Origin of the sequence: Polaribacter batillariae, from assembly GCF_017498485.1 — a bacterium.
GTDB lineage: Bacteria > Bacteroidota > Bacteroidia > Flavobacteriales > Flavobacteriaceae > Polaribacter > Polaribacter batillariae.
Window position 1 is genome coordinate 2,107,827 of the sequence record NZ_CP071795.1, and the last position, 24,995, is coordinate 2,132,821.

27 protein-coding genes are annotated in these 24,995 nt (G+C 30.1%); 15 read left to right on the top strand and 12 right to left on the bottom strand.

The window, feature by feature from the left end; genetic code table 11:
- Window positions 1-97: 97 nt before the first annotated feature.
- From JL193_RS09025 to JL193_RS09060, 8 genes are all read left to right on the top strand, one after another.
- Window positions 98-1,114: a sugar phosphate nucleotidyltransferase gene (locus JL193_RS09025; protein WP_207970497.1), complete on the top strand. Its 1,017-nt coding sequence runs from the start codon at window positions 98-100 to the stop codon at window positions 1,112-1,114.
- Window positions 1,114-2,094 (top strand): tetratricopeptide repeat protein, encoded by a 981-nt coding sequence (locus JL193_RS09030; protein ID WP_207970498.1) that lies wholly within the window; start codon window positions 1,114-1,116, stop codon window positions 2,092-2,094. Before JL193_RS09025 ends, JL193_RS09030 begins: the two co-directional genes overlap by 1 nt.
- A 14-nt stretch (window positions 2,095-2,108) precedes the next feature.
- Complete coding sequence (gene lolB1, locus JL193_RS09035; protein WP_496559627.1) at window positions 2,109-2,861, top strand: lipoprotein insertase outer membrane protein LolB1; 753 nt, start codon at window positions 2,109-2,111, stop codon at window positions 2,859-2,861.
- Complete coding sequence (locus JL193_RS09040; protein WP_207970500.1) at window positions 2,861-4,084, top strand: murein hydrolase activator EnvC family protein; 1,224 nt, start codon at window positions 2,861-2,863, stop codon at window positions 4,082-4,084. The genes lolB1 and JL193_RS09040 overlap by 1 nt, the downstream gene beginning before the upstream one ends.
- Window positions 4,085-4,198: 114 nt before the next feature.
- Window positions 4,199-7,192, top strand: coding sequence for an AAA family ATPase (locus JL193_RS09045; protein WP_207970501.1), 2,994 nt, complete (start codon window positions 4,199-4,201; stop codon window positions 7,190-7,192).
- A gap of 9 nt (window positions 7,193-7,201) precedes the next feature.
- On the top strand, window positions 7,202-8,197 hold the full coding sequence (locus tag JL193_RS09050) for a mechanosensitive ion channel family protein (RefSeq protein WP_207970502.1): 996 nt from the start codon (window positions 7,202-7,204) through the stop codon (window positions 8,195-8,197).
- Window positions 8,198-8,360: 163 nt separating this feature from the next.
- Window positions 8,361-8,921 carry a type 1 glutamine amidotransferase domain-containing protein gene (locus JL193_RS09055; RefSeq protein ID WP_207970503.1) on the top strand — a complete coding sequence of 187 codons (561 nt, stop codon included), beginning with the start codon at window positions 8,361-8,363 and terminating at the stop codon, window positions 8,919-8,921.
- Window positions 8,922-9,003: 82 nt separating this feature from the next.
- A complete protein-coding gene (locus tag JL193_RS09060; RefSeq protein WP_207970504.1) occupies window positions 9,004-9,510 on the top strand; it encodes a hypothetical protein in 507 nt (168 codons plus the stop codon).
- Between the two features lie 321 nt (window positions 9,511-9,831).
- Here the strand turns inward: JL193_RS09060 and JL193_RS09065 are convergent, their stop codons facing one another.
- The 3 genes from JL193_RS09065 to JL193_RS09075 form a co-directional block, all read right to left on the bottom strand.
- Entirely contained in the window at window positions 9,832-10,332 is a 501-nt protein-coding gene (locus JL193_RS09065; RefSeq protein WP_207970505.1) for a mechanosensitive ion channel domain-containing protein, read from the bottom strand.
- A gap of 12 nt (window positions 10,333-10,344) precedes the next feature.
- Window positions 10,345-10,854, bottom strand: coding sequence for an acyl-CoA thioesterase (locus JL193_RS09070; RefSeq protein WP_207970506.1), 510 nt, complete (start codon window positions 10,852-10,854; stop codon window positions 10,345-10,347).
- Window positions 10,855-10,925: 71 nt separating this feature from the next.
- Window positions 10,926-11,837, bottom strand: a complete 912-nt coding sequence (locus tag JL193_RS09075) for an HU domain-containing protein (RefSeq protein ID WP_207970507.1) — start codon at window positions 11,835-11,837, stop codon at window positions 10,926-10,928.
- 93 nt (window positions 11,838-11,930) lie between these two features.
- On the opposite strand from JL193_RS09075, the gene dprA reads away from it, so the two are divergent.
- Window positions 11,931-13,031 carry a DNA-processing protein DprA gene (dprA, locus tag JL193_RS09080; RefSeq protein WP_207970508.1) on the top strand — a complete coding sequence of 367 codons (1,101 nt, stop codon included), beginning with the start codon at window positions 11,931-11,933 and terminating at the stop codon, window positions 13,029-13,031.
- A gap of 250 nt (window positions 13,032-13,281) precedes the next feature.
- Here the strand turns inward: dprA and JL193_RS09085 are convergent, their stop codons facing one another.
- The 4 genes from JL193_RS09085 to JL193_RS09100 all read right to left on the bottom strand — a co-directional run bounded on the left by JL193_RS09085 (window position 13,282) and on the right by JL193_RS09100 (window position 15,408).
- A complete protein-coding gene (locus JL193_RS09085; RefSeq protein ID WP_207970509.1) occupies window positions 13,282-13,923 on the bottom strand; it encodes an O-methyltransferase in 642 nt (213 codons plus the stop codon).
- A gap of 141 nt (window positions 13,924-14,064) precedes the next feature.
- Window positions 14,065-14,328: a hypothetical protein gene (locus tag JL193_RS09090; protein ID WP_207970510.1), complete on the bottom strand. Its 264-nt coding sequence runs from the start codon at window positions 14,326-14,328 to the stop codon at window positions 14,065-14,067.
- Between the two features lie 3 nt (window positions 14,329-14,331).
- Window positions 14,332-14,898 carry a sigma-70 family RNA polymerase sigma factor gene (locus JL193_RS09095; RefSeq protein ID WP_207970511.1) on the bottom strand — a complete coding sequence of 189 codons (567 nt, stop codon included), beginning with the start codon at window positions 14,896-14,898 and terminating at the stop codon, window positions 14,332-14,334.
- Window positions 14,899-14,925: 27 nt separating this feature from the next.
- Window positions 14,926-15,408: a nuclear transport factor 2 family protein gene (locus JL193_RS09100; protein WP_243456713.1), complete on the bottom strand. Its 483-nt coding sequence runs from the start codon at window positions 15,406-15,408 to the stop codon at window positions 14,926-14,928.
- A 105-nt stretch (window positions 15,409-15,513) separates the two neighbouring features.
- Between JL193_RS09100 and panB the strand changes: the two genes are divergently transcribed.
- The 6 genes from panB to JL193_RS09130 all read left to right on the top strand — a co-directional run bounded on the left by panB (window position 15,514) and on the right by JL193_RS09130 (window position 20,236).
- Complete coding sequence (gene panB, locus JL193_RS09105) at window positions 15,514-16,332, top strand: 3-methyl-2-oxobutanoate hydroxymethyltransferase (protein WP_207970512.1); 819 nt, start codon at window positions 15,514-15,516, stop codon at window positions 16,330-16,332.
- Window positions 16,333-16,413: 81 nt separating this feature from the next.
- A complete protein-coding gene (locus JL193_RS09110) occupies window positions 16,414-17,352 on the top strand; it encodes a 2-hydroxyacid dehydrogenase (RefSeq protein ID WP_207970513.1) in 939 nt (312 codons plus the stop codon).
- A 487-nt stretch (window positions 17,353-17,839) separates the two neighbouring features.
- Window positions 17,840-18,298 (top strand): DUF1801 domain-containing protein, encoded by a 459-nt coding sequence (locus JL193_RS09115; RefSeq protein WP_207970514.1) that lies wholly within the window; start codon window positions 17,840-17,842, stop codon window positions 18,296-18,298.
- Window positions 18,299-18,974: 676 nt separating this feature from the next.
- On the top strand, window positions 18,975-19,361 hold the full coding sequence (locus JL193_RS09120) for a VOC family protein (RefSeq protein ID WP_207970515.1): 387 nt from the start codon (window positions 18,975-18,977) through the stop codon (window positions 19,359-19,361).
- A 26-nt stretch (window positions 19,362-19,387) separates the two neighbouring features.
- Window positions 19,388-19,825: a hypothetical protein gene (locus tag JL193_RS09125; RefSeq protein WP_207970516.1), complete on the top strand. Its 438-nt coding sequence runs from the start codon at window positions 19,388-19,390 to the stop codon at window positions 19,823-19,825.
- Between the two features lie 12 nt (window positions 19,826-19,837).
- Window positions 19,838-20,236, top strand: a complete 399-nt coding sequence (locus JL193_RS09130; protein ID WP_207970517.1) for a DoxX family membrane protein — start codon at window positions 19,838-19,840, stop codon at window positions 20,234-20,236.
- 144 nt (window positions 20,237-20,380) lie between these two features.
- Here the strand turns inward: JL193_RS09130 and JL193_RS09135 are convergent, their stop codons facing one another.
- Genes JL193_RS09135 through JL193_RS17190 form a run of 5 tightly spaced genes read right to left on the bottom strand, consistent with a single transcriptional unit; the run spans window position 20,381 to window position 24,979 of the window.
- Window positions 20,381-21,238, bottom strand: coding sequence for a class I SAM-dependent methyltransferase (locus tag JL193_RS09135; protein ID WP_207970518.1), 858 nt, complete (start codon window positions 21,236-21,238; stop codon window positions 20,381-20,383).
- 55 nt (window positions 21,239-21,293) lie between these two features.
- Window positions 21,294-23,171: a tRNA uridine-5-carboxymethylaminomethyl(34) synthesis enzyme MnmG gene (mnmG, locus tag JL193_RS09140; protein WP_207970519.1), complete on the bottom strand. Its 1,878-nt coding sequence runs from the start codon at window positions 23,169-23,171 to the stop codon at window positions 21,294-21,296.
- A gap of 46 nt (window positions 23,172-23,217) precedes the next feature.
- Window positions 23,218-23,631, bottom strand: coding sequence for an rRNA maturation RNase YbeY (gene ybeY / locus JL193_RS09145; protein ID WP_207970520.1), 414 nt, complete (start codon window positions 23,629-23,631; stop codon window positions 23,218-23,220).
- A complete protein-coding gene (locus JL193_RS17185; RefSeq protein ID WP_243456714.1) occupies window positions 23,628-24,812 on the bottom strand; it encodes a hypothetical protein in 1,185 nt (394 codons plus the stop codon). The genes ybeY and JL193_RS17185 overlap by 4 nt, the downstream gene beginning before the upstream one ends.
- A 5-nt stretch (window positions 24,813-24,817) precedes the next feature.
- A complete protein-coding gene (locus JL193_RS17190) occupies window positions 24,818-24,979 on the bottom strand; it encodes a hypothetical protein (protein WP_243456715.1) in 162 nt (53 codons plus the stop codon).
- Window positions 24,980-24,995: the final 16 nt, after the last annotated feature.

Consider the following 24,995-nt stretch of genomic DNA (forward strand, 5'->3'; position numbering starts at 1 on the left):
TTTTGGTTGTTTTTTTAGATTTAATAATAAAGTTTTATACTTTCAGTATCTATATAGAAATAGTATATTGCAAGCCTAATATATAGAAAAAAAGAAAATGAAAATAATTGTTCCAATGGCAGGAATTGGTTCTCGTTTAAGACCACATACCTTAACAGTACCAAAACCTTTAACCGTAATTGCAGGAAAATCAATTGTACAACGTTTGGTAGAAGATATTTCTTTTGTGATCGATCAAAAAATAGATGAAATTGCGTTTATAATTGGCCCCGCTAAAAAAGGATTTCCATCAGAAACAGAACAAAATTTACTAAACATCGCAAAAGAATTAGGAGCAAAAGGCACTGTTTATGTACAAGAAGAAGCCTTAGGAACTGCACATGCCTTATATTGCGCAAAAGACTCTTTATCTGGCCCTTGTGTGGTGGCGTATGCAGATACTTTATTTAAAGCAAATTTTACTTTAGATGCCAATGCAGATGGGGCCATTTGGGTAAAAAAAGTAGAAGACCCAAGTGCCTTTGGAGTTGTAAAATTAGAAGATGGTTTTATTACAGATTTTGTAGAAAAACCCAAAGAATTTGTTTCTAATTTCGCAATTATAGGTATTTATTACTTTAAAGATGGAGACAGAGTAAGAGAAGAAATACAGTATTTAATAGACAACGATTTAAGAGAAAATAACGAATATCAATTAACCAATGTTTTAGAAACTCTAAAACAAGATGGCGCAAAATTTGTTCCTGGAACTGTAGATGCTTGGATGGATTGTGGTAAAAAAGACCCAACAGTAGATACCAATAAACAAGTATTAAATTTCGAAGCAGCTGCAGGTAATAATTTAGTTTCCGAAGACGTTATATTAGAGAATTCAGAAATAATACAACCTTGTTATATTGGTAAAAATGTTGTTTTAAAAGACAGTAAAATAGGCCCTCATGTTTCTATTGGCGATAATGGTATTGTATTAAATTCTATTATTTCGAATTCATTAATACAATCTAACGTATCTATTTCCAACGCAAACTTAAACAAAGCGATGATTGGAAATCATGCAAAATATAATGGTAGATATACCTCTGTAAGTATTGGCGATTATACAGAATTAATTTAGTGAAAACAAGAAGTAAGAATATAAAAAATAGAGAAAAGAGAGCTACTTGTTTAAAGTTTGTTCTCTTTTCTTTGTTCTTTATTCTTTTCTCTACGAAAATCTATTCGCAAGACAGCATTGCTGCTACAAAAGATTTAACAGAAGAAAAAGAGTTGCTTTTTCAACAATCTTTTTTTGAAGCACTTTCTCAAAAATCTATTGGAAATTACCAAAAAGCAATAGAGAATTTAGAAAATTGTAACCAAATTTTACCAAATAATTTAACCGTCTTTTTCGAGTTTTCGAAAAATTATTTACGTTTAAACAATACACTTTTAGCAAAAGAATACATCAATAGAGCTTTGGCCCAAGAACCAGATAATGTTTGGATGCTAAAACAATTAGTAAAAATACATGTTCGAGAAAGAGATTTTCTTAAAGCCATAAAAACACAACAAAAAATAATTGCCCAATATCCTAGAGAAAGAGAATATTTAGTGCGTTTGTATCTTCAAAATAAAGATCGCAAAAGTGCTGTCTCTTTATTAAAAATTTTAGAAAAAGAAGAAGTACTCTCTGCAAATTTAAAAAGATTAAAAGCGAATTTAAAAAAAGCAGAAGAAGCACCAAAGGTTAAAAAATTAGAGGCCAATATCGAAGACTTAATATCGAGATTTAAAACAGATAAGTCGTATAAAATCTTAGAAGAAATTTTAAACAAGTCCCAAAACAATCCAGAGCGTCTTTTAAAATTTAGTAAACAAGGCATTGCACTGTTTCCTGCACAGCCTTTTGTGTATTTAATAAACGGAAAAGCATTAAATATAAAAAAGAACTTTAAAAAAGCTGTTGAAACTTTACAAAATGGTATCGATTTTGTTATTGAAGATGATATGGAAGCAGATTTTTATAAAGAATTATCTACTTCTTATAAAGGATTAGGAAATAAAAAAAACGAGCAAAAGTTTCTAGAAAAATATAAAAAGTTGAAAGGAATATGAGAATTTTAAAATATATGTTTATTTGTATATTCGTTTTCGCTTCATGTAAAACAAAAAAATATACTATGGGAACTGCAGTTGTGGCCAAAGAAATGGCTGCTAAAAAAATAGCAAGAAAACACATCTCTAATAATTTTAATAAAAAAACTATAGACGCAAAGTTTAAAGCAAATTTTAATAACGGAAAAATAAATCAGAATATTTCTGTGTATATGAAAATAGAAAAAGACAAGGTAATTTGGTTGAAAGGAACCAAGTTTATTTCTGTTTTTAAAGCCAAAATAACACCTACATCTGTTCAGTTTTATTCTCCTTTAAAAAAGCAATATTTCGATGGCGATTTTGCCATGTTAGAAGAATTATTAGGTACAGAAATTAATTTTAATCAGCTTCAAAATTTATTGTTAGGTCAGGCAATGTTAAATATAAAAGAAGAAAAACAACTGGTAGAAATTGTTAACAATTCTTATATTTTAAAACCAGAGGTACAATCTATTTTATTCGATGCTTTTTTTGATATTCATCCTGGACATTTTAAACTAAATAGCCAATCGATTGTAAACTCTGCAAAAGAACAACGTTTAGATATTTTTTATCCATCTTACACAATGGTAGATGAAGTTGTTTTTCCAAAGGAAATAAAAATAAAAGCAAAAGACGGAAAGAAGTTTACACAAATAGATTTCGATTTAAAATCAGTAGAATTTAATACAGCCATTAACACTTCTTTTTCGATACCTAATGGATATAAACGTATAGAATTATAGTGCTAAAAGAAAAACTTCATATCGTATTTTTTACACTCTTTTTAAGTTGTCTTTCCATTTTCGGACAAACAAAAAAAGAGCTAGAACAACAGCGTATAAAACTGAAAAAAGAAATTCAGCAAGTAAATAGTTTGTTATTTACAGAGCAAAAAAAAGAAAAAAATGCTTTAGAAAACCTAAAAGATATCAACCAGAAAATACAAGTTCGCTTAAAATTAATAAATACAATTAATTTAGAAGCGAAATTATTATCTAACGAGATTCAAAAAAACCAAAAAGAATTAGACAAGTTAGAGAAAGAACTCTCTGATCTAAAAAAAGATTATGGAGATATGATTTTTAAATCTTACAAAAGCAAATCGCAACAAAGTAGAGCAATGTTTTTGTTGTCTTCACAAAATTTTTATCAAGCCTACAAACGTTTAGAATACTTAAAACAATATGCTGCTTTTAGAAAAAAGCAAGCAGAAGCCATTGTAGCACAAACAAAGGTGGTAGAAAAATTAAACGATTCTTTAATAAAGCAAAAGCAAATAAAAGACACTTTAATACTTGCAGAAAAAGAGCAAAAAAATATCATAGAATTAGATAGAAAGAGGCAAGAAAAATTAATTTCTACCATTAAAAAGAAAGAAAGTAAGTACAAAAGAGATCTTAGAAAGAAAATTTCTGAAGAAAAAAAAGTGGCTGCAAAAATCGATGAAATTATTAGAGATGAAATTGCAAAAGCAAACAGAAACGTAAAAAATAAACCCAAATCTTCCAAAAAAAACGAGTTTATATTAAGTCCGGAAGCAAAAGCATTGGCAGCAAAATTCGAGCTAAACAAAGGTAAATTACCATGGCCCGTTAAAGAAGGTTTAATTACACGAAAATTTGGCAGACAACCACACCCAACTTTTCCAGGAATTACAATTAATGGAACAGGCTTGCATATTACTACCAAAAGTGGCAACAATGCAGAAGCCATTTTTAGTGGGCAAGTTATGAATATTTTAATTTCGCCAGAAGGAAGAAAAAATGTGTTAATAAGACATGGTAATTACATATCTTCTTATAACAATTTAAGCAAATTATACGTAAAAAAAGGAGATGCCATTGTGGTTGGGCAAAATATTGGTAAAATATTTACCAACAAAGTTTCCGGAAAAACAAACCTTATTTTTGCGATTTACAAAAATACAGTTCCTTTAAACCCTGCTTCTTGGATTTTAAAAAGGTAGTTTTAGTAGAAAAACCATTTTGTACTTTACGTTTTAGTTTCTGAATATCAATAAAATAAATTTTTTATATTTATTTATTTTTATTGGATATCTTTGAAATGTTAACAACCGTCAATGGAAGAAACTATTTTACAACAGAAGAACGAAATCGTAGCTTTATATAAAGAAAAGTTGCTGTCTGTTTTTTTAGAAAAAATTACTGAGCATCATAAAACGATGCAAAAAATAGAGCAGCTTCAAAAAAATCTCGTTAATAAAACCTTTACAACAGAAGAAGATGTTGCTATAAAAGAACTAGATACTTACAAAGAAGCATTAGATAATGTAGTTTCGAGCTATTTTTCTAAAATAAATTCTAACGAAGAGCTTTTATTTAACGACTATTTTACCTCTTTAGATGCTTATTTAGAGACTTTACATACGAGCATAACTAGAACGCAAGACAAAGAACGATTTTTTGGTTTAGAAACAGATTCTAAAACCCTAAAATTTAAAAAAAGTATAAAACGTAGTTTATTTAATATCTCTAAAATTCCTCTAAAAACAGCCAACATTTTTAGAAAAACAAAAAAAGAAGTTGTTTTTTGGCAACAAGAAATACCTTTTAAAAATGCAACATCGTATTATTTTAAAGGCGAACTTATAAAAAGTTTGGCGACAGCCATAGATGCAATACACAAAGAAATATCAGAAATTACAAACATTTATTGGAAGATTGATCATGGTATAGATGAGGCTATAAAGCTTCTTTTGTCCGACAAAAAAGAACTGTCTTTTTCCGAAGATTTATTCGATACTTTAAAAGAAGTACCTTCTTTAGAATCGAGAATCGAGCACCATAAATTAGCCTTTGCAGAAATTTTTGAAGCAACTGCTTTGCAATATACAGATGCATTGTACAAAGCAGATACTTTCGAGTTGCCTGCCCATTTTTTTAACACTAATAAAATTGCAAATTACCAAAAAGAGGTTTTCGAGAAAAGCCAAAAAGAGGCAAAACTTTGGCAAAATACCTTTAGCGTTTTAGAAAGCGATTGGGAGTTAGATATCGAAATTTTTAAAATTATTTTTAGTGTACTTTTTAAATACGATGTTTTAGAAAGGTCTATAAACAAGCGCTCGGAAGTTGTTAAAAACGAATTGGAAAATATTAAAACATATTTGTTTGACGTAAAAAGCACAATTTCGAAAGCAAAAACAAAGGCAGACATAAAAAGTGCCTTTGTTAATGAGTTGAAAAATGTAAACAAGCACTTTAAAAAAACTATTGAAGAAACTTCTATACGAATTACAAATCTAGAATTGCCACTACAAATTAATCAGTTCGAAGAAAATGTACTACAAGTTCTAAAAACACTTTCTACAAAAAGAGCGATTAGTTCTGATATGGATTTTAGTACAAAAACAGCAACATCAGCTATAAATTATATTTCGCCTTACGAGTTAGTAACCTACCAAAGTTGGCCAAGTTTACTCAGTACAATTAAACAAGCAAAAGTAGATTTAAATGTAAAAGTTACTTCTTTTATAGACGATATAAATGCATTGGCTCAAGTAAGTGAATTTAACTTAGAATCGGCTTTATCTCTTTTCGACAACGATACCGAAGACAGTATTTCTACAGAAAATTCACCTAAAAAAGTCGCTTTAGAAGGCTTAGAAAGAAGCGAAGAAAAAATTGAAGAATTAAAAAATACGTTAGCCCATTTAAATGTTTCTAATGGCAAACTGCTATTGCCAAGCATCAATAAATTTAACCAAAGTATTTTAGAATTAACAGATACAGAAAATATTTTAGAGATTAGATTATCGATTGCAAAGGCAAAATCTATCGAAAAAAGTAAATTACTAAAAGAAAAAGTAATAAATAACGTTAAGAATTTTGTTCCTGTCGCCATAAACTATTCTAAAAATAAGTACACAAAAACAGCCAGACGTGTAAAAAACTTGTTAATTAGAACAGGTTTGTACAAAGAAATTGCAGACGTAAACAGCGATTTATCTGACTTTTTAAAGCAAGCAGAACAAGCCTTAGACGAATTACCTTATGTGTATCAACGCTTATTTCGTTCGGAAACTTTACAAAACGAAACACTATTTATTGGAAGAACAGAAGCATTACAAAGTTTAGATGTCGCTTACAATTCATTTGGTAAAAACCACTATGCAGCTACTGTAATTGTTGGCGAAAGAGGCTCAGGAAAAACATCTTTAATCCATTATTTTTTAAATCAGCATAAAAAAATGCCTAAAACCATTTTTTTATCATCAAAACAAAATATTAGCGAACCTATTGACTTTATTGCCTTTCTAAAAACATCTTTTAAAAAAGATTTAGATACCATAGAAGATTGGATCGCCTTTTTTAACAACGGAAAAAAGAAAATAATTATTTTAGAAGATTTACAGTATTTGTATTTTAGAAAAGTAGGTGGCTTTAATGTGCTTTATTTATTATCTAATTTAATTGCTTCAACCAAAAAAAATGTTTTTTGGATAGTTACTTCATCTAAGTATGCGTTTCAATATTTAGATAAATCAATTCAAATATCAGAACTTTTTGCTTTTCAGATAGAAATGAATGAAATTGACAAACAAACAATTACAGAAGCCTTAATAAAAAGACACAAAATTAGTGGCTACAATTTGCATTTCGAAAAACCACCAGTTGCTTATTTAACCAAAAAATTTTTAAAATCTCCTGTAGAAGTGCAACAAGAAATCTTAAAAGAAGACTTTTTTAGCGATATTAATAAAATTGCACAAAGTAATTTTAGAATCGCTTTTATGTACTGGATTCGCTCTACAGTAAAAGTTTCTGGAAGCACCATTTATATGCGTTCTTTAAAAAGTATCAACACCTCTTTTTTAAACAAATTAGCCCCTATAAAATTATTAATGCTAAATAGTATTTTGTTGCAAGAAAGATTAACGATAGAAGATATTTTACAGCTCTCTAGCTTAAATGAACAGCACACTAAAAACATTGTACATGCTTTGTACGAAAAAGGCTTGCTAACAATGGAAAATGAAGAATTTTACACGATAAACATATTTTTATATCGTCAAATTACCACTTTATTAAAGAGTAAAAATGTGATTCATTAAATGTTTAAAATGAAAAAAATAATTATCATATTTCTTTTTATTACTGCCAACTTTATAGCAGTAAACAAAAATACGGTTGCATTTTTACCAATTCAATCTTCAATTGTACAACAAACAGATAGTGTAAAAGTAGATTCTTTAAAAATAAACTCTGTTGTAAAAGAAGAAGCAAAAAAAGAAGTAAAAAATACCAAAGATAAAATAGTTGAAAATTTAACGCCACCACCAATTTGGGAATTCTTTTCGGCAGCCAAAATTTTCTGGGCAATTATTTTTATTATTATTGGCTATTTACTTATAAAATTTACGGTTTCTTTATTAGAAAAATATGCAGAAAAATTTACAAACCAACGAATTACAATAAAAGGAATTATTCCTGTAATTAAAATTTTTGGTTGGATATTTATTATTGTTTTAATTATTGTTGGTGTTTTTCAACCTCCAGCAGCTACCTTAATTGCGGTGTCTGCATCTTTAGGTATTGCAGTTGGTTTTGCATCACAAGATATTATTAAAAACATTTTTGGCGGAATTATTATCTTGTTAGACCGACCTTTTACAGTGGGCGATAAAATTGAAGTGGGCAGCCATTATGGAGAAGTTGTAGAAATTGGTTTGCGATCAATAAGAATTGTAACTGCAGACGACTCTTTGGTAAGTATTCCAAATGGAGAGTTAATGAACGAATCTGTATCGAACTCTAATACAGGCGAAGCCAATTGCCAAGTTGTTGCAGAAATTTATTTACCCATTACTGTAGATACAAAACGCGTGAGACAATTGGCTTATGAATCTGCACAAATATCTAAATACATCTATTTAAACAAACCTATTTATGTGTTGTTTTTTAATGAAGTAAAAGAAGGCCGTTCTTATTTAAAAATGCGTTTAAAAGCTTATGTTGTAGATATTCGTTACGAATTTGCATTTAAAAGCGATATGACAGAAATTGTAATAAAGCAGCTTTTAGAACAAAAAATTATTGATCCTAAAGATTTAAGATAAGCTTTTTTAAGAGTTAATACAAACCTAAAATTATCTTAAAATAGTATTTGTGTCAAATTTGTTTTTAATAACGTCAATCACTATTTCCTATACTTTGTAATTTAGTGCTGAATTTAGATAGTACATCTATTTTTCAATACATATTCACTTTAAAAATTACAAAATGGAAAACTTAAACAGAAAGACTGTTGCAATTTTAGCAACAAATGGATTTGAAGAAAGCGAATTAAGAGAACCAAAAAAAGCCTTGGAAGAAGCTGGTGCAGAAGTGCATGTAGTTTCTTTAAAATCTGGCGAAATAAAATCCTGGGCAGATGGTAATTGGGGCAAAAGTTACAAAGTAGATAAAACTTTAGATGAAGTTTCTCAAGCAGATTATAATGCATTAATGTTGCCAGGAGGAGTTATCAATCCTGATTTATTAAGAAATGATGAAAATGCGGTAAAGTTTGTAAAATCTTTTTTTGAAAACCATAAACCAGTAGCCGCAATATGCCATGCACCTTGGTTATTAGCAGAAGCAGGAGTTTTAGAAGGAAGAAACGTAACCTCATACAGCTCCATTAAAACAGATATTATAAATGCAGGGGCAAATTGGTCTGATAAAGAAGTTGTTGTAGATGCAGGGTTAGTAACCAGTAGAAACCCGAAAGATTTACCAGCATTTAACGCAAAACTCGTGGAAGAAGTATATGAAGGAAAGCACGAAGAGCAAATGGCGTAATCTTTTAAATTACAAATCTTAAAATTGAAAAGAGATAAATATTAATATTAAAAAAGAAGTTAGCACAAATAAGAAATTACGAATGGATAATTTAATTAAAATTGATAATAGGATTTATGGAATTGATAAATTATCTCAAATAAACGATAAAATTATTAATTGGAATTTTGAAGAAATCAAAGGAATAGGTTTTTGTAGAAAACACGATTCCTATGCTCATATAGAGTTTCGAATTTTTGAGTATCAAAAAGAAGATTTTTATGATTTTATAAAATGGGAAGTTTCTTCTGAATTATTACCCGATTATGAAAAATCGTATGGGATAGAAATTCTGAATAACTATTGCTCATTTCTTAAAAATTATATTACTGGACTTAAAGGTATAAATACTCAATTAGTTTTTGAAATTACCAATGCTGGTTTTCATCCAACTGATAGATGGTGGAAAGTTGTGGGATATGCATTTATTCAGGGATTCATAAGTTGTTTTGACAATGAACTATTCGAAAAAAACAAGAAGAAAAGTGAGGATTATTTTAAAAAAATAAACGAAATAAAAGATATGGTTAAACAATTAAATTCAGTCTAAAATTACTTGTGCTAGCCGTATATAAACCATTGCTGGGTCTGTGCTCATCTGGAAAATTCCTGCGGAATTTTCACGTAGATTTGTACTTGGAGTAATTCATGCTTTAACACGCAACGATCCATACACATAAACGTTGTCATAAAAGTAAATGTAACTGTTATTTTGAGCATTACTAAAATAAAAACATATTTTGATTGAAAGTAGCTAACAAAGTTATCGAAAAATCTAAAATACTGAAATTCAATAAATAAGATTTCTCCATTACAGTCGAAATGACAAATTTTAATGCTTTCGAGACAGCTTCTTTATTTTAATTTAAAATTAATCTGGCTGAGGAGAATATCGAATATTTTTTTGAAGGATTATAGAGTTTGGTAAGGTAATCAACTCTTTTTTAGGAGTTCTAATAGTAATAAAAAAGGCACCAATATCTCTTATTTCTCCAGTAATGTCGTTATCTTTTTCTAAAACCGTTATAGAATCTCCTATTTTAACAGGATAATTAACATACAAAATTATACCAGCAGTAATATTAGATAATATAGACCATTGCGCGAAAAATGCAATTCCTAAAATGGTTAAAAATGAAGATACATACACCAGTAATTGCTTTTCATCTACACCCCAAAGAAAAGAAATAACAACAATTACGGTTATATAAATTAAAATTGTAATTATTTTATTTGTTACTAAAATTCTCGCTTTTTGAAACCCAAACTTTACCTGAATTTTACGCAACGATTTTGTAATTAATAAACGAATAAAAATCGCTAACAAAAAAATTACAATAGATATTACGATTTTATAGTTATAAGCGCCCATGGTTTACTTATTTTAATTGAACAATGCTTTTAGTTCTGTAGCTTCAGTAGGTTTTAATTTACCTGCTAAAACCAAGCTTAATTGTTTTCTTCGCAAAGCACCATCAAAACGCTCTTTTTCTAAATCTGTTTCAGGCACAATTTGTGGTATTTGAACAGGTTTACCAGTTTCATCTACTGCCACAAAAGTATAAATTCCTTCGTTAACTTTTGTTCTTTGTCCAGATTGGCGATCTTCTATCCAAACATCTACATAAATTTCCATCGAAGATTTAAAAGCTCTAGAAACTTTTGCTTCTATAGTAACCACACTTCCAACAGGAACAGATTTGTTAAAGGCTACATGGTTTACAGAAGCTGTAACCACAATTCTTCTAGAATGTCTTCTGGCAGCAATACTACAAGCTCTATCCATTCTTGCTAGCAATTCACCTCCAAAAAGGTTGTCTAAATAATTAGTTTCACCAGGTAAAACTAAATCTGTAAGTACCGTTAACGAGTCTTTAGGTGTTTTTGTTTCCATCGAAAAATTTTGTGCAAAGATAGTAATCGCTTACTTAAAAGCGAAGGCAAAAAGTATAAAGAAAAGGTAAATTATTTTAGCGTTTTTACAAACAACCAAGCGTCTTTAGAAACCGTTCTTTTAATTTTATTTAAACGGTTAATTGCTTTGTTTTTATCGGCATAACTGTTATAAGTAACCTGGGTTAAACCCCATTTGTTAAGTCCAATAATTTTAGCATCAAATCCCTTTGCTTTTAATTGTGCTACTTTTTTAGCAGCATTTTCTGGAAATTGAAAAGCACCAGCAATAATATGATAAGGTTTTGCAATTTCTTTGGCAACATTTAACTCGATAGTTGGTAGCGGATTCGAGATTACAAAAGTAGCCGACTGTATTTTTTTATCTAGCGCTTCTTGTTGGCTTGCCAAAACTTCTTGTTGTTTGTTTTGTTGATATCCCTTGTAACCAGCAACCCCTAATGTTAATAAAATTGCAGCAGTTGCAGCATATTTTATAAATGTAGGAATGCCTTTTTTATCTTTGGTTTTAGCTACAGGAATTAAAGGTTTTACGGGTTTTTTGTGCCTTTTAATTGTAGAAGATTCAAAGGTAGATAAACCAAAAGATTCTGTTAAAAAATTAACTTCTTTAGAAGGTTCAAAAACAATTTGTTGTGTTTCATTTAAAGAAATAGTTCCTAAATTTTTTAGGCTTATTGCTTTTGTTTGAATTTCGTTTTGCCACTTAATTACAGATAAAGAAATAGCTGTAGAAGCTTTTTCGAAAGAAATGTTTTCGGTGGAAGCAATATAATTTGCCAACAAACCATCGTTATGTTGTAAATGACTGTTAAAGGTAATTTGTTTTGTTGGTGGATAAAAAGTATGGGTATTTCTATGCAATTTTGCACCAATTCTATTGGTTACAAATCCTCCAAAATCTGGAACAATTACGCAATCGTATCTGTACAATAAATCGTTTATGTAGTTGGCTAAATTCATTGTAACAAATATATAAGTTTTAGAAGTTCACAAAAGAAAGTTCTCTAAAAATTATCAACAATTTTTTATATATTGGTTGTCAAATTGTTACCAGTGGAAGAAGAAAAATTATTAGCCATTTTACGTTTACAAAAATCGAAAGCAATTGGCGATATTTTAGCCAAGAAACTCATTGTAAATGTGGGAGATGTGGTTCAAATTTTTAAAGAAAAACCTACAAGTTTAGCCAAAATAAACGGAATTGGAAATTATGTTTTAAAACACCTTTTCGAAAACAAAAACATCGAATTTGCAGAACAAGAGCTAAAATACATACAAGACAATAAAATCGATTATTCTTATTTTTTAGATAACGATTACCCAACCAATTTACAACATTGTATAGACAGCCCTATTCTCTTATTTAAAGACGGTAATATCGATTTTTCGAACTCTAAAATAATCTCGATAGTTGGTACAAGAAATATGAGTTCTTATGGGCGCGATTTTTGCAATAAATTGGTAGAAGATTTAGTAGAATACAACCCAATAATTGTTAGCGGTTTTGCCTATGGTGTAGATATTTGTGCACACAAAGCAGCGATTAAAAATAAGTTACAAACGATAGCCGTTTTAGCACATGGTTTAGAAGAAATTTACCCGAAAGTTCATAAAAAACACATCCATCAAGTAAATGAAAATGGCGGATTTATAACCGAATTTTGGCACGAAGAAACGCCTTTAAGAGAGAATTTCTTAAAAAGAAATAGAATTGTTGCTGGCATTTCTAAAGCAACCATAATTATAGAATCTGCCGAAAAAGGAGGCTCTTTAGTAACTGCAGACATTGCAAATTCTTACAATAGAGATGTTTTTGCGGTTCCAGGAAGAACCACAGATATTTACAGCAGAGGTTGCAACAATCTTATTAAAAATAATAGCGCACAATTATTAACATCTGCCAACGATATTGTAAAAATGCTCAATTGGGATATTCAAGCAAAATCTCAACCCATTCAAAAACAATTATTTGTAGATCTAAACGAAAACGAGCAAAAAATTTACGATTTATTGCACGAAAAAGGGGCACAATTGTTAGATGTAATTTCTTTAGAATGTAATATTCCTATTTTTCAACTGTCATCTATTTTACTACAAATGGAAATGAAAGGTGTTTTAAAACCTTTACCAGGAAAGTTGTTCGAGCTTGTTTAATTTCTGTAAAAATAATATTAGAACCTGTATAAACATCTTCCATTTTATACCAATGCGCATTCTTGTCATTAGAATTTGAGAGTGTAAACTCAACTCTGTTTGAATAAAAGTATTCATTTTATTCAAACAAGAATTCTTAGAAAACAAAGCTTTAGATCGGTTATTTTCTAACAAAAGTTTAGTTTAAAAAAGAATCTTACGCTTTGTTGTTTTCTCTTGATTGAAACATTTACGGTAAACAAAATTACATTTATTTTACTCTACTAACTGTTAAACCATCTCTAATAGGAAGCAAAATACTTTCTATTCGAGTATCTTCATTTAGCAGTTTATTATAGGCTAAAAGTACTTTTGTGTCTGTATCTTTTGGGTCTAATTTTTCTACTACTTTTCCACTCCACAGAACATTGTCAGACAAAATAATTCCGCCAGAATTCATTTTATCAATAATTAAATGAAAATAATTAATGTAGTTAGATTTGTCTGCATCAATAAACACCAAATCGAATTTCTCATTAATTGTTGAAATAATTTCTAAGGCATTTCCTACCAGTTGCTTAATTTGGTTTCTGTATTCCGATTTTTCGAAATATTTATTTTGAAGTGTTTCTAACTCTTCATTTTTATCGATTGTAAAAATAGTGCCATTCTTTGCCAAACCTTCTGCCAAGCAAAGTGCAGAATAACCCGTGTAGGTTCCTATTTCAAGAATATTTTTGGGTGTTGTTAATTTAGAAATCATCGATAAAACTCGACCTTGAAAAGCGCCACTTAACATTCTTGGGTTTAGTACTTTTTGCCACGTTTCTTTGGTTAATTCTTGTAAAATTTTGGGTTCTTGTTGCGAATGTTCTACAATATAATTATCTATTTTTTCTGGTAAAAAGTGCATTTTTAAGTGTATTTGGGTTCTTTGGTTTATAAAGATGGTATTTCGAATTCAAATAATTTTACCTTTACAAATTGTTAAAAAAGAAAAAAACGGAGCACATAATAAATATACGTTCCGTTTACATTTTAATAAAAGTATTTTTTAAAGACTGCTTTCTTCTAATGCCTTTTTAAGTTTTTCTTTATCTTCTTCTGACATACAATGCTTTACACTTTTACAACTGCTAGAATAGCCTTTGTAAAGTTTCGTTAAAGTCATATTTTGTTTTGTATATAAAGAGCAGATTTTACATCTTAAAAAGTGAATATTTAATTTTACTAGCTCTAAAATTGTAGCTTCACCATACTGATTTTTATCACATATCGTCGTTGCTTCGTCGCAAGTTATTTTTAATTTTTTAAACATCTTTTAATTATTAAACCAATTATCTTCCATACATTTTCTAAGCTGAGTTCTTGCTCTGTGTATGATAACCCATAAGTTTGACGCAGTTATATCTAGTTCCTTACAAATTTCTTCTGTTTCGAATTCTTGTATTGTTTTTAATCGAAAAACTAATGCATATTTTTCGGGCAAATTATCGATACATCTTTCTAATTGATCTCTTAGTTCTTCCGTTTCTATGCTTTTTTCAGATTGATTGTCCCAGGCTTGTGGCACTCTTTCTTCAATCCAATTTCCTTCATTTTCGCCATCGTCGTAAAAATTCATTCGAACCTCTGCTTTGCCTTTGTTAGAATTAATTTTACGATAATAATCGATAATTTTTCTTTTTAAGATAGAAACCAACCAAGTTCTTTCTGTAGATTTTCCTTGAAAATTTTTTGCCGACTTTAAGCCCGCAAAAAATGTTTCTTGCACCAAATCTTTCGCTAAATCGCTGTCGTTCACACGAGGAATCGCATAGTTATACAAATAATCTGCATAATTATCAATCCATTTCTCTGAGTTTATAGTATTTTCTTCTTGTAACATTTGTTTGGTAAAAGAACAAATATACTGCTATTTTTTTTCTTTTAAAGCATCACAATTTTCTCTTCTTCTCATATCTACTAAATAAATTATTTGCCAATTTCCATTATTATTAAAAAGTTGAAAAGAATTTGCGCCACAATGGCTAAATTTTCCGTTGAAATAAAATTCGTAGGGCGTCCAAACTGAAGCCAAATTCCCATCAATTTTAACATCTATAGCCGTGAGTTTTTCTAAATAAACATGTGTTGGATTTTTATTGGCAACTCCAGTAAGTAATTTTTCTACACGATCTGTCTTTAGTATTTTAGTTCCGTTTTTATCAGTTGATGTCGTTTGAATTTTTACTTCTTTATGCAACGTAGATTTTATAAGTGTACTATCACCTTTATGTAAACCTTCAAAAAAAGTATCAATAACACTTTTTATGGCAATTTTATCTTTATTTTCTTGCGCAAAAGTAGTTGCTGAAAAAATAAAGATTACAAGAAAAGTTATAATTCGAAGTATCATTTACTAATTTTTAAAAGGCTAAAGCTACTAATTTTTAGAAAATTGAAAAAATGTAGAACATCTATTGCTTTTTCTTACTTTTACCGCAACAAAAAACTATAAAATATGTCTGTAGCTAAAAAAGAATATAAACGCGTTACTGTAAAATCGTTGGTAGATATGAAAGCAAATGGAGAAAAAATCTCTATGCTAACTGCTTACGATTATACCATGGCAAAAATTTTAGATAGCGCAGGAATCGATGTTTTATTAGTAGGCGATTCTGCCTCTAATGTAATGGCGGGTCACGAAACTACATTACCAATTACATTAGATCAAATGATTTATCATGCAAGTTCAGTAGTAAGAGCCATTGAACGTTGTTTGGTGGTGGTAGATTTGCCTTTTGGAAGTTACCAATCGGACCCAAAAGAAGCGTTGCGTTCTGCGATTCGAATTATGAAAGAATCTGGAGGACATTCTATAAAATTAGAAGGTGGTAAAGAGGTAAAAGAATCTATAAAACGCATCTTAAATGCCGGAATTCCTGTGATGGGTCATTTGGGTTTAACGCCACAATCTATTTACAAGTTCGGGACATATACTGTTAGAGCAAAAGAAGAAGAAGAGGCAGAAAAACTAATGGAAGATGCTTTAATGCTCGAAAGAATTGGCTGTTTTGCGATTGTTTTAGAAAAAGTGCCTGCAAAATTAGCCAAGCAAGTTGCTGATGCAATTTCGATTCCAGTTATTGGAATTGGTGCTGGAAATGGTGTTGATGGTCAAGTTTTAGTAACCCACGATATGATTGGAATGACACACGAATTTCATCCACGTTTTTTACGAAGATATTTAGATTTGTATAAAGATATGGCAGGTGCTTTCAAAAGCTATATTACCGATGTTAAAAGTGGCGATTTTCCGAATAAAAAAGAGCAATATTAAAGAGCCCATCCTAACCTTTCCCTTTGGGAAGGAATTTATTACGAAGTAGAAACTTAAACTGTTTTACTGTTTTTTAATAACATGAAAATTCTACATTTAGACACAAATCATCCGCTTTTAATAAATCAATTGAACGAGTTGGGTTTTATTAATAATGAAGATTATACGTCTTCAAAAAAAGAAATTGAAGCTAAAATTCATAATTACGATGGTTTTATAATTAGAAGTCGGTTTTCTATTGATAAAAATTTCTTAAATAAAGCCACAAAACTAAAGTTTATTGGACGAGTTGGTGCTGGTTTAGAAAATATCGATTGTGAATATGCAACCTCAAAAAATATCGAATTAATTGCAGCTCCAGAAGGCAATAGAAATGCTGTTGGCGAACATTCTTTGGGCATGCTATTGTCACTTTTTAACAAACTAAATAAGGCCGATAAAGAAGTTAGAAACGGAAAATGGTTGCGCGAAGAAAATCGCGGAATAGAACTCGATGGAAAAACTGTTGGCTTAATTGGTTATGGAAATATGGGCAAATCTTTCGCAAAAAAATTACGTGGTTTCGATGTAAATGTAATTTGTTACGATTTAAAACCTAATGTTGGCGACGAAAATTGCATGCAGGTTTCGCTAAAAGAATTGCAAGAAAATAGCGATGTTTTAAGTTTACATACGCCACAAACTGAGCTTACAAAAAATATGGTAAATGAAAATTTTATCAATAGTTTTCAAAAGAATTTTTGGTTGATAAATACTGCACGCGGAACCTCCGTAGTTACCAAAGATTTGGTTTCCTCATTAAAATCAGGTAAAATTTTAGGTGCTGGTTTAGATGTTTTAGAATATGAAAAAGCAAGTTTTGAAAACTTATTTTCTGACAATAAAATACCAGAGGCTTTTCATTACTTAATCAATTCAGAAAATGTAATCTTATCTCCACATATTGCGGGTTGGACAGTTGAAAGCAAAGAAAAATTAGCACAAACGATTGTAAATAAAATCAAAACAAAGTTTTGTTAACTGTTCTGTTTGTCATTTCGACCTTGCGGAGAAATCTCACTTTAGAAACTCCTTTAAAACGATAGATTTTTCGATTTCGATTTGCTTTCCTCAAAACAACATTCGTTTATCATTTCGACCTTGTGGAGAAATCTTAACAAAGTTAAAAAGTGACGTATTTTTTTCAATATTAAACTACAATAAGAGATTTTTCGATTCCATTGCCTTTCACTCAAAATAACATCTGTTTGTCATTTCGACCTTGTGGAGAAATCTTAACAAAGTTAAAAAGTGACGTATTTTTTTCAATATTAAACTACAAATAAGAGATTTTTCGATTCCACTGCGTTTCACTCAAAATGACACTTGTTTGTCTTTTCGACTTTATGGAGAAATCTCACAAAAAACAGTTTAACAATAAGGTTTCTCAACTCCAATGCCTTTCGTTCGAAATGAATAATATGCTCAAAAAAAAATTTATTAACTTGTTGGCTTAAAACTAAAAGTCATGCAGTACAAAGCAACTTCTCCTGAAGATTACATTAACCAAGTTCCAGAAGAAAGACAAGAAGCACTTAAAAAATTACGGAAAACCATTAAAGAAAATCTACCAAAAGACTTTCAGGAAGGCATTCAATATGGAATGATTGGGTATTTTGTTCCGCATGAAATATATCCAGATGGTTACCACTGTAAGCCTGAAGAACCTTTGCCTTTTATGAATATTGCTTCTCAAAAAAACTCCATTAATGTATATCATAGTGGTATTTATGCGGTTCCAGAAATTCATGATTGGTTTGTAAATGAATACCCAAAACACAATTCTCGCAAATTAGACATGGGAAAAAGTTGTATTCGTTTTAAAAAAATAGAGGATATTCCTTATGAGTTAATTGCAGAATTATGCAAAAAATTGTCTGTAAAAGAATGGATAGATATTTATGAAACGAACATTAAAAAGAAGTAATCATTTGTTATTTTGAGTGAAGAAAACTGAAGTTGAAAAATTAAAAAGGGATGGGGAGATTTCTCCATAAAGTCGAAAAGACAAACGAATGTCATTTCGAATGAAACGAAGTGGAATTGAGAAATCTTAGAAATCATATTCGTGTTCGAGATTTCTCCATAAAGTCGAATTGACAAACGAATGTCATTTCGAATGAAACGCAGTGGAATTGAGAAGTCTTAGCAATCATATTTGTGTTCGAGATTTCTCCATAAAGTCGAAATGACAAACGAATGTCATTTCGAATGAACGAAGTGGAATTTAGAAATCTTAACAGTCATATTCGTGTTCGAGATTTCTCCATAAAGTCGAATTGACAAACGAATGTCATTTCGAATGAAACGCAGTGGAATTGAGAAATCTTAGAAATCATATTCGTATTCGAGATTTCTCCAAAAGGTCGAAATGACAAGCGAATGTCATCTTGAGGGAAATATAATGAAGTTGAAAAATCTCTTATTATTTATAAAAAAAGCTTAATGCGATTTTTAAACAAAATATAAATGGGGATTTCTCCACAAGGTCGAAATGACAACAATGTCATTTCGAATGAACGAAGTGGAACTGAGAAATCTTAGCAATCATATTCGTGTTCGAGATTTCTCCATAAAGTCGAAATGACATAAAAATAAAAATTATGAAAAATAGAGTTACAGGAATTGGCGGATTATTTTTTAAGTCTAAAAACCCGAAAGCATCTAAAGATTGGTATCAAAAACATTTAGGTTTCAATACAGACGATTATGGAGCTACTTTTTGGTGGAAAGACGCAAAAGGAAAAGACGCTTCTACACAATGGAGTCCGTTTGCAAAAGACACCCGCTATTTCGAGCCTTCAAAAAAAGACTTTATGTTTAATTATCGTGTTGAAAATTTAGTTAAATTACTGGCCGAACTAAAAAAAGAAGGGGTTACCATTGTCGGAGAAATGGAAACCTACGATTATGGCAAATTCGGTTGGATTTTAGATAATGAAGGAAATAAAATAGAACTTTGGGAACCTATAGATAAAGCTTTTAAATAATATAAACAAATATAAATCAATTAATTATGTCTAAAAAAGAAGATAAATTACCGCCAAAAGAAATTAAAAAAACGGTTACAGAAGAATCTAAAGATGCCTTAGATAATTTCAAAGAAAAAGCAAATGAAATAAAAGATGTCGCTGCCGAAAAAGCCGCTGAATTTAAAGAAGATGCCAGCAAAGCTTTTGAGACAGCTAAAGAAAAAATAAACGAGACTTTTTCTGATGAAAATATGGATAAAATAAAAGAAAAACTAAGTTCATATTCTGATGAGGCCAAAGAAAAAGTAAGTGAATTTGCAGAAGATGCAGAAGAAATGTACGAAGATGTAAAAGAAAAAGCTACTGAATTTGCGAGTGAAGCCGCAGAAAATTTGGCTGATTTGGCAGAAGATGCAAAAGAAGAAATTGATGAAGCAACTAAAAAAACAAAAAACTTTTTTCAACGTTTATTCGGAAAATAAAAACAACTTCGCATGAACTTTTTATCAAAATACCCTGCAGAAGTATTAATTCTCTTTTTTTTAATCATCACTTTTGTTCAATCTGGAATAGACAAACTTTTAGATTGGAAAGGAAACGTCGCTTTTATTACAGATCATTTTAAAAATTCTCCATTAAAAAATAATGTTCCTTTTTTATTAGCCATTATTTTAATAATTGAAATGGTTGCTGGAGCTTTAATGATTATTGGAGTGTACCAATTATATACTTCAGAAGCAAAAGAAGTTGCTTTATTCGGCATTGAGCTCTCTGCAATTACTTTACTTTTTTTATTAATAGGCCAACGTTTGGCAAAAGATTATGCAGGAGCAATGTCGTTAGCGGTCTATTTTATCATCTCTACTTTTGGTGTTTTTCTATTAAATAACTAAAAGTAATAATTTAAAAAAATTAATAAATAAAATTTATTAAAAAAACCTCTTAAAACATGCGTTTTAAGAGGTTTTTACATTTTATGACGGTAGTTTATATATTTTAAACTCGAAGTGTTAAATTAGGTGTATTAAAATCGTTTTTTAGAAGTTTTTAATTACATATATAAACGAAGAATACTCAGAAGTCTTTATCGCATTAAAATTTGATAGAAAACCTCTGTACAATGCTTTTAGTGGTTTTATTTTACCAGATTTATATTTCTCGCTTAATAAAGAAACATAATACGCATCGAACTTCATAGGTAAAGTATCATCTACCATCATATCTACTTCAGAAAATAATTTGTGAATAGATTTTTGTGAGAAATGCCAAAGATGTCTTGGCACATCATAAGCTGCCCAATATTCTTTATAAAAAATTGCATCGCAACTTTTATAATTTGGAACCGCAACTATAATTCTACCTTCGGGTTTTAATAATTTTTTTAAGGTTTTAAGGGTGCCTTTTAAATCTTGTACATGTTCTAAAACATGCCAAAGTGTAATAACATCAAATTTTCGATTTGTAATTTCTAATAAATTTTCTTTTAATTGAATGCCTTTTTTTGCTGCAATATTTCTGGCATTTAAATTGGGTTCAACCCCTAATACTTTCCAGTTATCGTTTTTACAAACTTTTAAAAAATCTCCTGTTCCTGCTCCAATATCTAAAACCAATTTAGATTCGGTTTCGAAAGAATTTAACAAAGAAAGTTTACGTTTTAAAGTGTAACTTTTTACAAGTTGATATACTTTATCAAGCAAAGACTTTTTACTATCTGTGTGAGAAATATAAGCTTCACTTTTATAATAATCTTCTAAATTTTCTGGAACAGGAAATGTTACTAACATTTCATATATTTCATTTTTTAGTATTTGAAAAGTTTCATTTGAAACCGTAAAATCTTTACAATTTAAGTGGGGAATTAAATTTGTATAGAGTTCTTTTTCATTCTCCATATTCTTTAATTTTTTATATTGTTCCACGAGGAACATTTTGCAATTTTAATATTTTCTACCTTCCCATATAAACCAAAAGTACAGAAATATCACTTGGTGAAACTCCGCTAATTCTGCTTGCCTGAGAGATGGATGTTGGTTGTATTTTTGTTAATTTTTCTCTTGCTTCATAAGATAGAGATTTTACTTTGCTGTAATTAAAAGAGGCCGGTATTACAACGTTCTCTAACCTGTTTAATTTATCGGCATTGTTTTTTTCTTTCGCTATATAACCAGCATATTTTAAATGGATTTCTGCTTGTTCTATAATTTCTCTATCCATATTATTTTCCTTTAAAAAGGCTTTTACTTTTTCGATATTATAAAACTCAGAAAATGCTAATTGAGGTCTTGACGCAATTTTATAAAGTTTCATAGACTGATTGATTAATGCTAAATTTTTAGCTTCTAAAATCGGATTGATTTCTGATTCTGTTACACTTGTTTTTTGCAAAAAATCGATTAATAAATCTGTTTTTCTTTGTTTTTCTAACACACGATCTAATCGTTCTTTGGATGCCAAACCAATTTCAAAACCACGTGGTGTTAATCTTAAATCGGCATTATCTTGTCTTAACAATGTACGATATTCTGCACGAGAAGTAAACATTCTATAAGGTTCTTCTGTACCTTTTGTAATTAAATCGTCGATTAAAACTCCAATATAAGCTTCGCTTCTTTTTAAAATAAAAGGTGGTTTTTCTTGTGTTTTTAAAGCGGCATTTACACCTGCCATTAAACCTTGTGCAGCTGCTTCTTCGTAACCCGTTGTTCCATTTATTTGCCCTGCAAAAAATAAATTTTTAACCAGTTTTGTTTCTAAAGAATGTGTTAATTGTGTGGGTTGAAAAAAGTCGTATTCTATGGCATAGCCGTATCTAAAAAACTTTACATTTTCAAAACCTTCTATAGAACGAATTGCTTTGTCTTGTATGTCTTCTGGAAGCGATGTTGAAAATCCGTTTACATACATTTCACAGGTTGTCCAACCTTCTGGTTCTACAAAAATTTGATGCCTTTCTTTGGTTGCAAAGCGATCGATTTTATCTTCAATAGAAGGGCAATATCTTGGTCCTGTAGATTGTATTCTACCATTAAACATTGGCGAACGTTCGAAACCTTCTCTTAAAGCATCGTGTACTTTTAAATTGGTATAAGTTAACCAACAAGAACGTTGTTTGGTTAATGCTTTTGACGTTGGTAAATAAGAAAATTTTTCTGTGATTTCATCTCCTGGTTGTTCTATCATTTTAGAATAATCTAAAGATCGACCATCTACTCTTGGAGGAGTTCCTGTTTTCATTCTACCCGCATCGAAACCTTTTTTAATCAAGTCTTCTGTAATTCCGGTTGAAGCTCCTTCACCTGCTCTACCTCCACCAAAACTTTTATCTCCAATATGTATTAATCCGTTTAAAAAAGTTCCTGCTGTTATAATTACAGTCTTTGCTTTTATCTCTAATCCTAAAGCTGTTTTTACACCAATAATTGTATCATCATTAAACAACAACCCGTTAACTGAATCTTGATAAAAGTCTAAATTTTTGGTTTGTTCTAGCATGGTTCTCCAGCATTCTGCAAACAGCATTCTATCTGATTGTGCTCTTGGACTCCACATTGCAGGACCTTTCGACTTGTTTAACATTTTAAACTGTATGGCCGTTTTATCGGTTACAATTCCACTATAACCACCCAAAGCATCTATTTCTCTTACGATTTGTCCTTTGGCAATTCCGCCCATTGCTGGGTTACAACTCATTTGCGCAATGTTTTGTAAATTCATTGTAATTAATAAAGTATGTGCACCCATATTTGCACTTGCTGCTGCGGCTTCACTACCTGCGTGACCACCACCAACTACTATAACATCGTAATTTGTTGTAAATAAACTCATATATATTACTGTTCCACGTGAAACTATAATTTTAAATAACTGATTTTTAAATACTTAAGAGTGATAAAGCGTTGTTTTCTTGATTTCTCATCTCTTTTTTTTCGTTTTCTGTTTTATCTTTAAAACCAAGATAATGTAAAATACCATGTATTATTACTCTATGCAATTCTTCTTCAAAAGAAACCTTAAAATCGTTGGCATTATCTGCTACTCTTTCTATAGAAATAAAAATATCTCCGTTGATTAATTTACCTAAAGAATTATCGAAACTAATAATATCGGTTAAGGTATCGTGTTGTAAAAATTCGACATTTAGTTTGTGTAAATAAGCATCATCACAAAAAATATAATTGATTTCGCCTACTTTACAATTATGTTTTTCGATTGTATTTACTATCCAATTTTCTAACGCTTTTTCGTTGAGAATTTCAAAATCAGTTTCGTAATTAAACGTTATCATTTCTCTTTTTTCTTAGGTTCAGAAAAATATTCTCGAACCCTAATTTTATAATTTTCCTGCAAAGGTAACGATTGTCTGTTTAATATCTCTATTTGATTGTAAAACTGCTTTTTAAATTGAAGTATTTTGGCTTTGTTTCTTTCACTTTCTTTAAAATTTGAGGTAGATTTTCGTTTCTTGTCTTCTCCTTGCTCTAAAGCAGCAGTATCTAATTTTAACAACTCGTAATTTAATCGCTGCATTCTTTGGAGTGTTCCTGCATTAAAGCCTTTTTCTAAAATTTCATTTTCTAATTGTTCCATGGTTTTTAATGCTTTTTTAGCAGCAGTATTTCCATTAGGATTTTCGTTTTCGCTTTGTTTAATGGCATTTTGAAGTTCTTGCCTTAACAAAGATTGTTGTTTGTAAATTTCATATAACTCGCCATCTAAATCGTCACTTTCTCCATCTTCTTCTCCTCTTTTTCCATTTTCTACAGGCTTACCATTTTTCCCATTTTCTTTTCCCCCTTTACCTTTTCCATTTTTGCCATCTTCTCCTTTATCTCCAGATTTTCCGCTCTCACCTGGTTTCTTCCCTTCTTTACCATCTTTTTGGCCTTCTCCAGGTTTCTCTCCAGGTTTTTGCCCTGGTTTTTCTCCTCCTTTTTTCATTCCTTGCTTCATCTTTTCAGACAATTCTCCTTGCTTTTTAATGATGTCTGGCAAACTAAAATCTCCTTTTTTTCCTTTGCCCATTTTCATAGACATGGAGTTTTTCATACTGTTTAAAATATTACTCAAATAATCTGCAAGGTTGTTTGTAGATGTCATTACATAACGTTGGTTCGAAATTCCGTTATTGAATCTATTTTCAGAAAAATTCTCTAAAGATTGTTCTAAATTATAATGTGCAGTAGATAAATCGTCTTGAATTTTTGCAGATATTTTTGGCAAACGCATAGAAAGTACGTACAAACTATCGTCTATATATTCGAAATAAGTTCGAATGTCGTTTTGTTTTTTTAGATTTTTTCCATAATCTGGATGTTCTGTAGAAATCTCATTAAACTTATTCATTAAATTTTCTTGCTGAAATGAAAACGTAACCAAATTTTCTAAAATTTTTCGCAAATCTTCCATGTTTTCTTCTATAGAATCTCCTTCCATTGCTTCCATCGCCTTTTGCATTTTGGCACTCATCTCTTTCATCTTTTTAGATGATTTTTTTGGCTTTTTTTAGTTTGATTTTTATCTTGTTTTTTAATATTTTCTTCTGAATTTTTTAACTCTTTATCTATGGCCTCTTTTTCATCTTCTACATCTGGCAACTCCATAGGTTCTTTTAACTTTTCGTTGTCTTTAGCCAATTCCTCTAACTCTTTT

Coding starts and splice junctions, on each gene's coding strand:
- JL193_RS09050 (WP_207970502.1), top strand. CDS start 7,202: ATGAAAAAAATAATTATCATATTTCTTTTTATTACTGCCAACTTTATA.
- JL193_RS17185 (WP_243456714.1), bottom strand. CDS start 24,812: ATGAGTGCCAAAATGCAAAAGGCGATGGAAGCAATGGAAGGAGATTCT.
- JL193_RS09055 (WP_207970503.1), top strand. CDS start 8,361: ATGGAAAACTTAAACAGAAAGACTGTTGCAATTTTAGCAACAAATGGA.
- JL193_RS09115 (WP_207970514.1), top strand. CDS start 17,840: ATGCAGTACAAAGCAACTTCTCCTGAAGATTACATTAACCAAGTTCCA.
- lolB1 (WP_496559627.1), top strand. CDS start 2,109: ATGTTTATTTGTATATTCGTTTTCGCTTCATGTAAAACAAAAAAATAT.
- JL193_RS09045 (WP_207970501.1), top strand. CDS start 4,199: ATGGAAGAAACTATTTTACAACAGAAGAACGAAATCGTAGCTTTATAT.
- JL193_RS09095 (WP_207970511.1), bottom strand. CDS start 14,898: ATGTTACAAGAAGAAAATACTATAAACTCAGAGAAATGGATTGATAAT.
- JL193_RS09075 (WP_207970507.1), bottom strand. CDS start 11,837: ATGAATTTAGCCAACTACATAAACGATTTATTGTACAGATACGATTGC.
- mnmG (WP_207970519.1), bottom strand. CDS start 23,171: ATGAGTTTATTTACAACAAATTACGATGTTATAGTAGTTGGTGGTGGT.
- JL193_RS09025 (WP_207970497.1), top strand. CDS start 98: ATGAAAATAATTGTTCCAATGGCAGGAATTGGTTCTCGTTTAAGACCA.
- JL193_RS09130 (WP_207970517.1), top strand. CDS start 19,838: ATGAACTTTTTATCAAAATACCCTGCAGAAGTATTAATTCTCTTTTTT.
- JL193_RS09085 (WP_207970509.1), bottom strand. CDS start 13,923: ATGCACTTTTTACCAGAAAAAATAGATAATTATATTGTAGAACATTCG.
- JL193_RS09100 (WP_243456713.1), bottom strand. CDS start 15,408: ATGATACTTCGAATTATAACTTTTCTTGTAATCTTTATTTTTTCAGCA.
- JL193_RS09135 (WP_207970518.1), bottom strand. CDS start 21,238: ATGGAGAATGAAAAAGAACTCTATACAAATTTAATTCCCCACTTAAAT.
- JL193_RS09120 (WP_207970515.1), top strand. CDS start 18,975: ATGAAAAATAGAGTTACAGGAATTGGCGGATTATTTTTTAAGTCTAAA.
- panB (WP_207970512.1), top strand. CDS start 15,514: ATGTCTGTAGCTAAAAAAGAATATAAACGCGTTACTGTAAAATCGTTG.
- JL193_RS09060 (WP_207970504.1), top strand. CDS start 9,004: ATGGATAATTTAATTAAAATTGATAATAGGATTTATGGAATTGATAAA.
- JL193_RS09125 (WP_207970516.1), top strand. CDS start 19,388: ATGTCTAAAAAAGAAGATAAATTACCGCCAAAAGAAATTAAAAAAACG.
- JL193_RS09110 (WP_207970513.1), top strand. CDS start 16,414: ATGAAAATTCTACATTTAGACACAAATCATCCGCTTTTAATAAATCAA.
- ybeY (WP_207970520.1), bottom strand. CDS start 23,631: ATGATAACGTTTAATTACGAAACTGATTTTGAAATTCTCAACGAAAAA.
- JL193_RS09070 (WP_207970506.1), bottom strand. CDS start 10,854: ATGGAAACAAAAACACCTAAAGACTCGTTAACGGTACTTACAGATTTA.
- JL193_RS09065 (WP_207970505.1), bottom strand. CDS start 10,332: ATGGGCGCTTATAACTATAAAATCGTAATATCTATTGTAATTTTTTTG.
- JL193_RS09090 (WP_207970510.1), bottom strand. CDS start 14,328: ATGTTTAAAAAATTAAAAATAACTTGCGACGAAGCAACGACGATATGT.